The organism is Dyadobacter luteus (assembly GCF_003383615.1).
Lineage (GTDB): Bacteria > Bacteroidota > Bacteroidia > Cytophagales > Spirosomataceae > Dyadobacter > Dyadobacter luteus.
Genome location: NZ_QNUL01000003.1, coordinates 1 through 14,039, shown reverse-complemented (window position 1 = coordinate 14,039; position 14,039 = coordinate 1). Strand labels below are relative to the sequence as shown.

9 protein-coding genes are annotated in these 14,039 nt (G+C 41.9%); 6 read left to right on the top strand and 3 right to left on the bottom strand.

Going from position 1 to position 14,039, the window contains the following annotated elements; genetic code table 11:
- The first annotated feature begins 11 nt into the window (after positions 1 to 11).
- From DSL64_RS05185 to DSL64_RS05170, 4 genes are all read left to right on the top strand, one after another.
- Positions 12 to 1,994 carry a putative porin gene (locus DSL64_RS05185; protein ID WP_115829608.1) on the top strand — a complete coding sequence of 661 codons (1,983 nt, stop codon included), beginning with the start codon at positions 12 to 14 and terminating at the stop codon, positions 1,992 to 1,994.
- Between the two features lie 56 nt (positions 1,995 to 2,050).
- Positions 2,051 to 2,644, top strand: a complete 594-nt coding sequence (locus DSL64_RS05180; RefSeq protein WP_115829607.1) for a MiaE family protein — start codon at positions 2,051 to 2,053, stop codon at positions 2,642 to 2,644.
- A gap of 60 nt (positions 2,645 to 2,704) precedes the next feature.
- Positions 2,705 to 5,617, top strand: a complete 2,913-nt coding sequence (locus DSL64_RS05175) for a PD-(D/E)XK nuclease family protein (RefSeq protein ID WP_115829606.1) — start codon at positions 2,705 to 2,707, stop codon at positions 5,615 to 5,617.
- Between the two features lie 439 nt (positions 5,618 to 6,056).
- On the top strand, positions 6,057 to 9,143 hold the full coding sequence (locus DSL64_RS05170; protein WP_158547880.1) for a sensor histidine kinase: 3,087 nt from the start codon (positions 6,057 to 6,059) through the stop codon (positions 9,141 to 9,143).
- Positions 9,144 to 9,289: 146 nt separating this feature from the next.
- Here DSL64_RS05170 and DSL64_RS05165 read toward each other — a convergent pair whose 3' ends face one another.
- Together DSL64_RS05165 and DSL64_RS05160 are read right to left on the bottom strand one after the other, a co-directional pair.
- Complete coding sequence (locus tag DSL64_RS05165; protein ID WP_115829604.1) at positions 9,290 to 9,919, bottom strand: helix-turn-helix transcriptional regulator; 630 nt, start codon at positions 9,917 to 9,919, stop codon at positions 9,290 to 9,292.
- A gap of 322 nt (positions 9,920 to 10,241) precedes the next feature.
- On the bottom strand, positions 10,242 to 11,636 hold the full coding sequence (locus DSL64_RS05160) for a tail fiber domain-containing protein (protein ID WP_115829603.1): 1,395 nt from the start codon (positions 11,634 to 11,636) through the stop codon (positions 10,242 to 10,244).
- 195 nt (positions 11,637 to 11,831) lie between these two features.
- Between DSL64_RS05160 and DSL64_RS28920 the strand changes: the two genes are divergently transcribed.
- Together DSL64_RS28920 and DSL64_RS05150 are read left to right on the top strand one after the other, a co-directional pair.
- Entirely contained in the window at positions 11,832 to 11,990 is a 159-nt protein-coding gene (locus DSL64_RS28920; protein WP_158547879.1) for a hypothetical protein, read from the top strand.
- 566 nt (positions 11,991 to 12,556) lie between these two features.
- The gene (locus DSL64_RS05150; protein WP_158547878.1) at positions 12,557 to 13,210 is read left to right on the top strand and encodes a response regulator; all 654 of its coding nucleotides are present in this window, start codon (positions 12,557 to 12,559) and stop codon (positions 13,208 to 13,210) included.
- A gap of 367 nt (positions 13,211 to 13,577) precedes the next feature.
- Here the strand turns inward: DSL64_RS05150 and DSL64_RS05145 are convergent.
- A partial coding sequence (locus DSL64_RS05145) for a transposase (protein ID WP_199539332.1) occupies positions 13,578 to 14,039 on the bottom strand: 462 nt, incomplete at its 5' end.

Below are 14,039 nucleotides of genomic sequence, written 5' to 3'. Positions count from 1 at the left end.
TAGTTTCGTTTATGAGAATTGCTTTTAGTATTACACTATTCCTTATCAGCATCGTTTTTTGGCAGCAACAAGCATCGGCTCAGGTAAATTTGCCGGCCGGTATCAAAATGCCCGGCGGTAGCGGAGGAGGTGGCCTTGGCAGTGGAGGTGGCGGAGGAGCAGTTCTGGATGATAGTACCAAGAACATTTATGGCCCGAAAACCACGCTGCATTACTTTGAAAATGATATCCTGAACAACCGGGATTCAGTGCGTTATCTGGTCGACACTTCGCTTACCAACTTTCACCGCTGGTCTCCCATTGATAAGTCCTGGGGAAAACTTGTTGACCTGGGCAATGCACTGACAGCTTCGAGAAGTATATTTTTCCAGCCACGGCAAGATATCGGTACGCAACTCGGAATGCGTGCTTATGATACCTATGCAATCAAAGCGGAAGAGGTACAATATATTGATACCAAGTCTCAACATACGTATCTATCCTATATCAATGGCGGCAAGCAAACCTCACTTGGAAAGTTCGGTTATTCGCAAAATGCCCACTCCCGGTTCAACTTCGGTCTGAATTTTGAAAGATTTACATCTAACAAGCAATACGGAAGTTATAATACCATCAGTTCCGGCGCATTTTTGGGCCAGAACTGGACTATGCTGATGCATACCAGCTTTTTCTCCAAAGACAAAAAATACCTTTTGCTGGCCCATTACCGCCATTTGAATCAGAAAGTGCGGGAACAGGGAGGTGTTATGCTCACTACTGATGCGGTCACCGGGCAGATTGATCCTTACCCCTACGATGGCCCTGCAAGAATAAGCGATAACGCCAATTCATGGGAACGACGTCATGTCTTTCACGTGTACCAGCAATACAAGCTTGCCAATGGTTTTCAGCTTTTCCAGCAGGGAGAGTATTCAAGCGTCATCAACCGTTATACGGATCGGGATATAGCGCAGGGCATCACCAATGGCATTTACAAAACGGTTAAATTTGATACAACCACCACCAGACAGGACATTTATTACAAGCTTCTGGATACCAAGTTAGGCTTCAAAGGTTACCTTTCGGGTTTTAACTACAGGGCGTATTACCGTCCTCGTTTGTATGGAATGAACGCAAAGGGACAGGATTTCAACACAAGTGGACGCCCATATGCCACCTACCGTACCGGTCTTCGTTTTGACAATATCGTTGGTGCCTGGCTGGCTTACTATCTTAAGGATTCTGCTCAACATCTGACGGCTGAAGCAGAATTGAATTTGTCTGTCAATTTTGAGTACAATCTTAAAGGAGAACTTAGTACCAAATGGGGCAAAGCCGGAGTTCAGATTATCCAGACGGCACCCGACCTTCTTACGCAACGCTATCTGGGCAACCATTTTGACTGGAGAAATAATTTTAACGGTCAAAAGGTACTGACCTTCTATGGCTCAGCACCTGTCAAATCAAAAAAAATCGACTTTACTGCTGATGCCTATATACACCAGATCGTGGACTATATCTACTACGATACATTGGCCTTGCCGACACAATACAATGGCCGATTTGGTCTTTATCGGATAGGTGCTACCACTGCAAGTCATTTCAAACGATGGAACTTTGCAGGTATGGCCTATTTCTCAGGAACTGATAACAGCGACATTTTCAAGGTGCCAAACCTATTTGCAAGTGGAGAGGTTACCTACGATTTTGTGTACGCCAAGGTACTTCATATCCAACTTGGACTTGCTGCACGGTACCGCTCTACCTATTTCGCAGATGCTTATATGCCGGTTACGCAGCAATTTCACAGGCAGAATACAACACAGGTACAAGGCCGGGTTATTACTGACGCATTTGCAAACATCCGTATCAGCCGCGTGAGATTATTCTTCCAGATGTCGTACGTAAATATGAATCTTTGGGGTGCTGCGCCGGCAGGCTATTACATCACGCCTACTTATATGGGGCAAGGCAGAGCATTCTCCTTCGGTGTGTTGTGGCCGTTGTTTGATTAAACCACAACTTTCATGGTTCACGCATGCCATGGATTCAAATAAATCCTTACTGAATAATGTCTTTAACCACACTCGGTCTCGAACTCCCGACTGACCCCAGATGGGTTGATATAGCTGCGATGCAGATCGGCGATATTTTGATTGATCATGCTTATTGCGAACAGAAGGCGGCATCGAGCTGCATTTCACTAATCGTTCATTATCCGGAGAAAACCAGTATTGTTGAAACGCTCACACCCATTGTAGCGGAAGAATGGGGACATTTCCAAAGGGTTTTAAAGGAACTGAAAAAACGAAATATCCCTCTCGGAAGACAGCGAAAAGACGAGTACGTAGGTCAGCTAATGAAACTGGTACGCAATAAAGGTGATTATGAAGAAGCATTACTTGATAAACTATTGATCTGCGCACTGATAGAAGCCCGCAGCTGTGAACGTTTTAAATTACTATCCGAATCGCTGGACGACGAGCACCTGCAAAAATTCTACCGTGAGCTCATGATTTCCGAAGCGGGGCATTACCGTACTTTTATTGAACTGGCAGAACAATATATCCCTCAAGATATGGTAAGAACCCGCTGGAAGGAACTTCTTTTTCAGGAAGCAGAAATTATGAAGACACTGGGGCCGCGGGCAGATCGTATGCACTGATTATTTTCATAGCTCTCATTCCCTTAATTTCGCCTGATCATTTACCAACAGCGAGCTGTAATGCAAACTTTTCTTCAACACGTAGCGGCACATATTTACAAAAATCATCCGGCTGATCTCTCCGGTGTAACCATTGTTTTGCCTACGAGAAGAGCGGCCTTCTTTGTGATGCAGGAGTTGGCCAATGCAGCCAAAGAACCTGTAATGAGCCCTACGGTTTTAGCAGTGGATGATTTCGTTGAAAGTATCTGTACGCTTCGGATTGAGGATTCAGTACACCTTCTTTTCGAGCTTTACGAAACCTTTAAGGAAATAGATCCGACCATTGACTTTGACAGGTTCATGGGTTGGGCATCCGTGCTGCTTTCTGATCTTGATAAGGTGGATCAGTATCTGGTAAACACAGACTATCTCTTCGATTATTTGTCTGAAGCAAGAGCGATAGACCGATGGCAACAAAACCTGCCTTCTGGTAGAACATTACCGGAAACCAGTGGTACGGGGCAGTATTTTTCGCTGTTTGAAAATATCAAAAAAATATATGCATCGTTCAGAGCACGGCTTTCCAACAGAAATAAGGCTTACCGTGGCATGGCCTACCGGCATCTTGCTGAGCATGTGGATACGTTATTGGTGGCAGACTCTACCCACGAACGCATCTATTTCGCAGGTTTTAATGCATTCACAGAGGCAGAGAAACGAATTGTAACAGCACTCGTGAAAGCGGAAAAGGCAGAGGCCATCTGGGATACCGACCGCTATTACATGCAGGAGAATACAGGCGTAGAGGCTGGAAAAAGTCTCCGGGAATACCAGAAAGACAAACGGTTTGGAAAAGAATGGAACCAGATGACCGACCATCTTTTAACTTCTGCCAAAAATATTACCCTGTATGGCGTTCCTAATGCAACCCTTCAGGCCAAGGTAGCCGGACAGTTGTATCAAACCATGCGCCAGAATGAAGATCCTGAGAGACCGGTGCTCACAGCGATCGTATTGGCAGATGAGAACCTGCTTTTGCCCATGTTGTATTCGCTGGATGAGCAGGTAACGGATCTGAACATTACCATGGGACTATCATTGAGAAGTTCCCTCTTGTATACGTTGATTGACAGTCTGTTTGAACTGCAGCAGAATGTTGTGGAGTTCAAAAACCGAAGTGGTCAGATTGTAAGGATTCCCAAATTCGGGCATAAGTCTGTTGGAAAGGTATTGAACCACCCCTTCATCCGGCATTTTGAATACGTAATGCTCAAACCTGAGAGCGACGGTCAAACCATAATTCAAAGGACACTCAACGAGATTACAGATAAAAATATCGTCTACCTGAGCGCAGATGAACTCATAGCACTTGGCGATCATCACCCTTTGTTTAAGATACTGTTTACCCGTTGGGATAAAAACAATCCTATAGCCATACTGGACGCATTTTATCAGCTGATCAATCTGCTAAGGGATGTATATAAAGATTACAAAAATGCACTGGAAACCGAGTATCTGTATCTGTTTTATACTTTGCTCAAACAGTTCGAGCAAACCCTGGCAGAACGCAGTGAGCTGATCAATCTGAAAACGCTTCGTTCGTTTATGTTCGAGCTGATCAGACAAACCCGCATACCTTTCAGCGGGGAGCCGATCAGCGATTTACAAATTCTGGGAATGCTAGAGACCCGTGCTCTGGATTTTGAGCGAGTTATTGTTCTGTCTGTAAACGAGGGGATTACTCCGCAGGCAAAAAAACAAAATTCGCTCATCCCTTTTGATGCTGCTCAGGCAGTGGGACTGCCCACCTACCAGCACCAAGAGGCTGTGATGTCCTACCATTTTTACCATCTGATACAACGTGCGTCTGAGGTTCACATGCTTTATACCAGCACCAATGATGCCCCCGGTGGAGGGGAAAAAAGCAGGTTCATCCGGCAGCTGGAATATGAACTGACCGGGTACAACCCGCTGATCAGGATCGAAAATAAGACAGTTGTTTTTGAATCCGGCAACTACACTGAACCTGAAGAAGTAGTCGTCAAAAACGATGAAATGCTGGCTGCGATCCGGGGGTATCTGTCCGGGAAAGGCATTTATCCTACACACCTGAACGAGTTCATCCGCTGCTCAATGCAGTTTTATCTGAAACATATCGTGGGTGTTCAGGAAAAGGAAGAGGTGGAAGAAGAGCTGGGAATGGATAAAATAGGGATTTGGCTGCATAGCTGTCTGGAGCGGATGGATAACGAATTTTTTCTCTCTGGAAATGATCCTTCGGAAGAGCAGATTAAAGCTATTCTCCGGGAAGAATTCAACCGGCTATACAGCGGCTACGTGACAGATATGGGGCTAAACAGAATTTATTTCCAGATCGGGGAACAGCAAATCCTGACCTTTCTCAAACATCAGATGGAACAGAAGCCAAGGCGGAAAATTCTGGCAGCGGAACAAGCTCTTCGCACCAGTATCAATCTTGTCCTACAAGGGCAATACACGCCTGTGAACATCGGAGGAAAAATTGACAGGATTGAGCGCGATGATGCAGGAACCTTGTTTGTCATGGATTACAAAACCGGCAGCGTTGAGCTTTCAGCCAAAACCAAACTGGCCGATCCGCTGCTGAGAGATGAAATGATGAAAACGGATGGCGACAAAAAAATGGGTTATGTGCGTCAGCTATGGCTTTATGAGTATCTGATGTACCGCAAAATGCGGGAAGAACAGGGGCTGAAACTCCAGGACACCGTTTATGACTTCGGTCAACATCTGGTAAAATCAGGATTCTATTCTTTCCGGGACCCAAAAAATGCCATTGTCAACCCGCTAGAATTGACAGATGGAGTGAACCCTGCACAGTTTTTGGAAGAATCTGAAAGGATATTAACCGACATTCTCAATGATATGCTGGATCCGGATATTCCTTTCGCTAAAACCAACGAGCTTAATACATGCGCGTTTTGTGATTTTACGGGTATCTGCGGGAGGTAAGTTTTGTGGAGGTTGTTGTTTACTTCAACACGCAATGCCCGTGTAAATACGGAGGCTATTTGAAACAGGTGTTACTATGCCCGATTTTAGGGGATAGTAACAGCACCTTACCACAGGTCTCTGAAGGACTTTTTTGCATATTCATCGTTCTGTAAAAACCAATTGCCAATATTCACCCTTTTAGCATACAATGCTGTAGCGGATATTCGAATTATAGTAGTTGTTGCCAATATTTTGTAGTTCAGTATTTTATAGATAGCTATTCATTGAAAGCGAATAAGTTTTCTTTTGTTCAATAGTCAAACCCGGCATTTTGTAGTATTTTTATTATTCAACGGTATAGCTAATAATAGCCCTATTGTATATATATTTACCCAAACCCACACTAAAATTGCTTTTGTTGCATATCCCCAGAACATGGCTCCACATAATCATGGTCATGTTTATTACCTCTGTTACAGCTTCCGGACAACCTGTCAAAAACAAATACACAATACGGAATTTTACTGATGAAAATGGGCTTCCTCAAAATAGTGTAAAAAGTATGGTGGCTGATAATCTTGGTTTTATCTGGCTACAGACTGAAAGTGGGCTTGCCAGATTTGACGGGCAGAGAATTGTTAGTATGAGTCAATTTTTCAAGGATGGGATGGATCGTGGACAAAAATTCCTGCCAGATTTATTAGGAAATAGTAATAAAATAAATACTTACCACCCAGATAATGCGTCTGTTCGTATTGAGAATGGAAGAGCAGTGCTCGACCAGGCTTACAAAGTACAGGAGATGATGGCTCTGATGGGATTCAATGTGCTAACAATAGACTTAGCCCAGGATATTTCTGAAGGGATGCTTAAACGTATAAATTTTTTAGAGACACTTCATTATTCCGTTTCGGGTTGTAAGGGTTGCGCATATATAGTCACAGCCAACCATATTAAGTTTTATTCTGATTTTAAGTTGCAGTGGGTCAAGAGTCATAACTTTCCGAATTTTAAAAACTTTTTCGTATTAGATGGACAACTTTATTATTTGACCGAAGACGGGACTGTAGCTGAATGCGCGCAGAGAGCTTTTGAGCCTATGAAGATTTTTGGGGATGTGCTGTATGATAAAGAATGGGAAAAAGGTAATTACAAACATGAACTTTTTGCAAATACGTTAAATCAACAGGCTTTTTTACTAATAGAGGACAGATTCTATTATTTGAAAATTGGCAAAGAGGGAACATGGAATACAGAGCTATTGTTGGAGAGCTTTTCGTTTAAGACAAACGGTATTACAAGTGTTTACTACGAAGAGAGGTCGGGAAATTTGTTGGTGGGAAGTAGAACAAGGGGTCTTACGGTAATAAAAAAGCAAAATTTTTTAAGTCTGGTCCTAAGCAAGGATGATGATAAAAATGTTACTTATAGCCAGATCTCTATGGACAGTAATACGGTTTTGTTGCCTGGTGGAAGAGTAGTTGGCATTCGTAAATCAGGTGGAAATCTTCTGGAGGAAAGGCAAACCGCAGGAGTTGTGCACGATGTCAATGCTACATCAGCACGCTACGCTTTGCGCGATAAGTTAGGCAGGATGTGGATTGCTGAGGAGCGCTTTGTAGTCATTTACTCCTCCGATGGCAATAAGGTCCTACATAAAATTGCCGTAGATAATATAACAACACTCTTTGAAAGTTGGAATGGCGAGATTCTGGTAGGGTCTAAAGGAAGGGGGCTCTTCAGTCTTTCACTCAATTCAAAAGAAGTAAGGTCATTCTATAATCCTGCCGATATGAAGGACGTGGTGTGTATACAGCAAACGGATTCCTCTCATTTAGTATTGGGTACAGAGAAGGGACTTTATCGTTTTAATTTACTTACCCGAGTAAGGGAGTTAGTGCCAGGTACAGAAAATCTTTTTGTCAGAAGTCTTTACTTGAGAGGAAAAGGAGACGAGCTCTTTTTCACAACCTTCCATCATGGCTTCTTTTACTATGATGGCAAAAGGTTGACCCAATTTCCTCTTGATGCGAACAGATACCTTGCTGCAGCGCATTGTATCGTGGAAGATCGCAACGGCTATTTTTGGATCACGACAAACCGGGGTCTTTTTCAGGCGAAAGTGGAGGATCTGTACAACTATGTAAAGCGTGTACAGCGTGGAAAATCAACTGACTTGTTTTATCTGTATCATACAAAAGAAGAAGGATTTAACACGAATGAGTTCAATGGTGGATGCTCTCCCTGTGCAGTGCGGCTGAAGAACGGTTTTGTTTCACTGCCTTCACTGATGGGTTTGGTGCTATTCGAGCCCGAGTATGTCACGCCGGTTCTTCCCGACCGTCCATTGGTGATAGATTTTGTTGAAGAGCACAATGTCCTCAGGCAAATCACCGGTGACCGTGTAAAATTGTCGTTAAATCCGCGGAATATCAGCTTTCATCTCAATACAGCTTACTTTGGGAATCCTGAGAATTTGCATATTTCATATGTGTTGAAAGTTGGAACTGAAAAACCTGCTGATAGCGAATGGTTGCCGGTAGAAGAAGGGAAACCTATTGCCAGGTTTACGGAAATTGCTTCGGGAGAGTACACCCTTTGGGTTAGGAAAACGGATGGTTTTGGCTTTAACAAGTATAGTATACAAAAGCTGGCTGTGTCGGTACCGCTGCACTGGTATGAAATGCTTTGGTTTCGGATAGCGCTGGCAGTTTTTGTTCTTGGGTTGGTGTATGCCCTGTTTTACATACGCACGCGCAGACTTCTTGCAAGAAACGAGCAATTGGAAAGGCATGTTGCCGAACGCACACGGAATTTGCAGGAAGCGCTGGATTCTCTTCAGACTTCCGAAAAAGAACTCAGTCGGCAGATGCAGTTGCAATCCCGTTTGGTGGCATCCATTAGCCATGATGTAAGCACGCCTATTCACTATTTTGCAAAAGCTTCCGACATGGCAGGCGACATGATACGAGGTGAAGACAATGAAGGGGCACGGAAATTTCTTAAGGAAGTGAGTAGCTCAGCGCGGCAGATTTACACTTTTGTTGAAAACCTTGTGACCTTTAGTAAAAGTCAAATTTATGGATTACATACAAACGCCCGACCTGTTCTGGTACACAAACTGATTGAAGATAAAGTCCGGATTTTTAAAAATGTTCTTTCCCAACGGGGTATTTCTTTTCATAACGAGGTGCCTGTGGAACTGGAAATAGCCACCTCCCCACAGCTGTTGGGGATTATGGTTCATAATTTGATCGATAATGCCCTAAAGCATTCCTATGAACATTATGATGTGCGTGTAAAAACTGAATTGGGTGAGGGGGGGATACACCTTATTTTCTCTAATCCGGGACAGGGATTTCCCGATAGCGTTATTCAGTGGCTCAACCAACCACCACATGTATCCCAGAATGTGCCGCAGGAATATAGTGGATTAGGGCTGTTGATAATCAAAGAGATTTCAGAAATTTTGCATGTCGGGTTGTATGCAGAGAATAATAACGGAGCACATGTTCACCTTATTTTCAGTGATTACATGGAATAGATTTATTGTTTGAAGAATTTACATGGGCACGCGACTCAGGTTCTCTCGTACAGAAAATAAATATACTCGATTCAGTAAAATACTTGTCGAGTATATTTTCACTTACATAATCTACTCAAATTAAGATACTTTGCTTCAGCATTTTATTACAGATGCAGTTTTGTCATCACTTCATTGAGTGCCATCACATTATTTACATTCATTTTTTTGAAAATATTGTTTTTGATAGTGCTCACTGTTGTAGGCTTTCTGTCCAGCTGCACAGCTATGTCAGAAGTTTTCATGCCTTTAACCAGATAGCTGGCTATTTCTATTTCACGTGAGGATAATTTGTGCCTTTTTTCTGGTAGGATTGCGTTTTGAGGAGATACAAAACGGGAGATGATCAGGCCTATAAGTTCAGTACAAAAGAAGTACTCTCTGATTTCGATTTCCCGAATACATGTGGTCAGTTGTTCAAATTCACTTCGTTTTGATACAAATCCGGATACACCTGATGCTATCAGATTAGAAATATCGGTATATGTCATATTTTCACAGAAAACAATTAGTTTACTTTTGGAGCATCTAATTTTTGACAAAGTTATTTTCTTTCCCAACTCTGCTATGGCGTCTGCATTTACGGACAAGATGATGATATCCGGATCTTTTGGGAAGGGTTTTTCAATGCTGTCTGCTGTGTGTATCTGGTACGTTTCCGACATGCTTTCTGTAATTAACATGGCTATGCCAGCTCTGACAATAGGGTAACTTTCTACAAGGACGATGTGCTTCATAATACTATTGAGTTTGTTTAGAACTGTATTTTCGCAATAAAAATAAAGTTAGTATGATGATAAAAGTACGTTATATATGCTATGCGTTATAGAAATGTTTCTACTGTTGAGCGTATTGATGATCAATATCTTACGTTGGGGATAAGCCCGGCACAGTGAAATGTTATTGCTCAATTCTACTTACCAGTTGTGTAGGAAAATGTTTTTACTTTACTCCTTGAATTGGTTAATAAAAAAGTCTGCCGGCAATAATACCGACAGACTGATAGAAGGGGTTTCAAAAGTTGTTCTTTTATTTGAGAATACCAGAAGTTGATTTCAATCAGGGATTCATTGCAATGCGTGACTTGTTATTCAATTTAGCATTGTTCTTGCGAGCCAACCTGTTCTCTTTTTTGCTGGCACGTTTCTCTAGTTTAGCCAGTTTCTCATTCAAAAGTGTTTTAAGAGAAGCAATTTCCGCTTTATGAAGATCCAGTTCTTTTTGCTGTTCTTTTACAGAATTGATCAATAGGTAAGTAAGTTCGCTTGGATCCACATGCTTAAAATCTTTAAGTTTGGCATCACTTGCTGCTACAATTACTGACGGTAAAACTTCCTCTATTTCCTGAGCTATTACTCCGACGTGCGTTTTATTCCCAAGTGCAAACTGAGGTTGGTACTGGAAAGTCACGGTATTTATTTTCATCAGCTCACTAATTCCCTTATTGTAAGGATGGATGTTCTCTTTAGCCCTTCTATCCGAGGTAGCTGCCCACGCTCCTCCACCAGGTTTAGAAGCAGTACCTTCCACCACAAGGTTACCACTGAAAGAAGCATGTGCCGCACCGATGTTTCCAGTAGCAGTAATATGGTTACCAGAAATATTTCCACTAAATATAGCATGCACAGCTCTGATGTTTCCGTTTATATCCAGTTTATGACCAGGATTACCAACACCTATTCCCATCCTTCCATTATCTTTAAAAAAGAAAGTATTGGCTTCATCTGAAGAGGCTTGGGGATTGATTGCAAAAGCTTCCCAAGGTGTATTATACACCAGTCTGACACGAGGCGTGGCATCTGCGTGAGATCTTTTGAAATCAATAAATCCGCCTGCCCAATCGGTTTCTCTGGTGAGAATAAGGTTACCTCCTCCCAGACTCGTTGAGTTAGATTGCGATCCGTTTGTCCATTTCACCTGTACCGGTCCCGAACGTGTTATGGAAGTCCATTTATTTCCTCCGGCATCATTGGTTGTGCCATCCAGAAAAAAAGGAGTACTGGTAGCAGGAGTGTAGCTCACCCAGGCTCCTCCACTACACGTCCATTGCCTACCCACTGTACTGCTGGTAGATAACGTATCAGTATATAGGGTGCCTACAGCACAAGAACCGGAAGGTGCATTACTTCCCAATACGTTGCTTGCAAACACTTTTTCATTATTCAATAGGGACCATCTTGTACCATCATTGGCATACAATCCTTCTTCGAGTCCTGCCACTGCTTTGGTGTTATAGATGACCATACCTTTTACATGTCCTGCCAGAGGCGAGGGGTTTGTGGGTGCTACCAGCTCCAGACGTGGAAACAATAACCCTTTGTTTGCACTTTCAATTTCCAGGGCAGAGTTGGCATTGATTGTAGCTGGATTGTCACCCACCTTAACCTGAGCCTGGGCAGTTGATACTGCAAATACTAATAATCCTGCGCTTAAAAGCTGATTTAATTTGTTCATTGTTGCTGTTTATGTTTATAGATGTATTGCGAATCTTACTGTTTGTAACGGTATTTGGTATACGTAATGCGATAAAGTAGCCAGAACCAACAGCTTGAAATTGGTCTGTAGTTTTTCTGTCCAAATGCACCCTCTGAAATAAAGGATACACCGGGAAAAGTAGCTATGGGAATGCCACCTCGCAACTTAAAAGGTATGAGGATATTATCTTCGTATATTGTTGTGCGTTATGAGTGGTTGTGGGAAATTATAACTTGTCCGATGAGCAAAGTTAAGGGTGACTACGAAACATTTCGGATCGGCAATGTTGCAGACATGTTACTTGCGGGTGACGGTTACAATGAGGTGAAGTGAAGGAAAATTGTATCATAGTGCTATAGTGATTTGTGTGTTTACAGTACAAATGTATTTTTCTGAAAACTCCTACTATTAGCCATATAGCTTACTAAAAACAGAAATATTACGATAATGCATTTCGTAAGGAATCCAATGACTAAATGTTTGAAATGATACAACTCATGGTGTGTACCAGTCCAGGTAATGATTTGTTTATAGTGTAAAGAATACGATGTGAAATTGATGAATATGCGAAGTTGTAGAACTGTATCTACTTTTGTTATTGAGGTGTCCGAGTAGCAGATGAAGACAACAAGTAATGCCTTATTTTTCTGGTATATGATTTGGTAATATTTTGTTAACGAGTACTTTGATATGTATATTAATGTGCCCAGACTTACTAGCTTTGGAAAGAAACTTAAAAAATGAAAATGTGGCTTCTCGGAGAAATGGAGAAGAATCGAAGAGCTTGACATGAAATTTTACGTGGTAATCAAAGGGACATATCGAAAATAAAATCGAAATATTTGGAGATGATACCATTGCTTTCTCTAGTAGTTTTGAGCCTCAATAATTTTCCCCTCATGAAAAACATATTACTGTTAGATGATCATCCGATTATCCGGAAAGCTTTGGAAGGTACTGTTCGAAAAGTTGTCGGAGAGTGCATTGTAGTCCACGCAGGCACTTTGAAGGAAGCAATGACTCAGGCTGAGAATTATCGATTTGATATGATCATTCTTGATTTGAGTATTCCGGGTGGTACTGGCGCGGGAATGATACAAGTGTTACACAAGCAGTCTTCAGGAGCTCCGGTTCTGGTATGTAGTGGCCGTGATGAGCTGCACAATGCCCCTCACTGTATTTCTATGGGGGCGAATGGATATCTTCCGAAAAATGCCTCTGACGAAGAAACGGAAACTGCAATTCGAACAGTGTTACAGAATAAAAAGTATCTGAGACCGCATGTACAGGCCCAGATACTGGACAATTTTCTCCATAACAGAACCTTACTGCCCAATCCGATGGAGTCGCTGACGCCGCGGGAAAGAGAGGTTTTGGATCTTTTGATCATGGGGAAATGGACAAAAGAAATTGCTGAGCTGCTCAATTTGAAATTCTCGACAGTGAGTACGCACAAAGCTCGTATTCTGGAAAAGATGGGAGCTGAAAATACGGTAGAACTTTATAAGAAAGTAGAAGAATACACCAATGAATTGAAAACATCCGATCAATAAGTCCGGAGATTCAGGAACGTGTTCACCATGGCGTTTACCTTTTGGGTACATGCCATGGTGAACACGTTGTATTTCGATAACGGAGTAAAGACAAATTTATCTACTTCGAGGATATCGTTTAATCGGATATCTGTTATCCGATTAAACGATTGATGACAGGTGTGTGTATAGTTATTGGCGATCCGAATTATTTAATAATGTGTGTATAGCGATAGAATATTGTTTCTGTATGCAGGAAGCAACAATGTAGTTTCTTCTTTAGAAAGTGCTGCTTTTGATACAAATATAGATGGGTTTAAAATTAAACCATTAGCCATATTACGGAAGTTTTGTAGAAATATTTTTATCTAATTATACTAATTACAATTTAAATGGACGTATTCTTAATATATGGAAAACAGGTAAGTGAAATTATGTTGTCAACTGATGAAGAAATGGTCTCTACCACTTTTTGGATTTTTTGCTGAGGAAGTTCAAGGCTTTCAAAAACTTTGTTTTTTAGATATTTCCGTACTTCCTTGAAAAACCTTTCAACAGGATTTAGTTCAGGACAAGCAGGCGGCAGTTTCTTAAATACCAATTTGTTGGCATCGAAAAGTTCCTCCTTGTGGGCTTTCGCTCCGTCAGCTATGAAAAGGGATTTTTTACTGATACTCTCTTCTACTTTTTGAATAAACCAGCGGAAGGATTTACTGTCAAGCTTAGGAAGAAATGTTGCAAAACCTTCTCCAGTAAAAGGGCAAACCGTTAAATATAAGTACGTGTTCTCATAACCGATTTTAACTGGTGCAATGGGTCTATGCCCTATTGGTGCCCATTTTCGACTTAA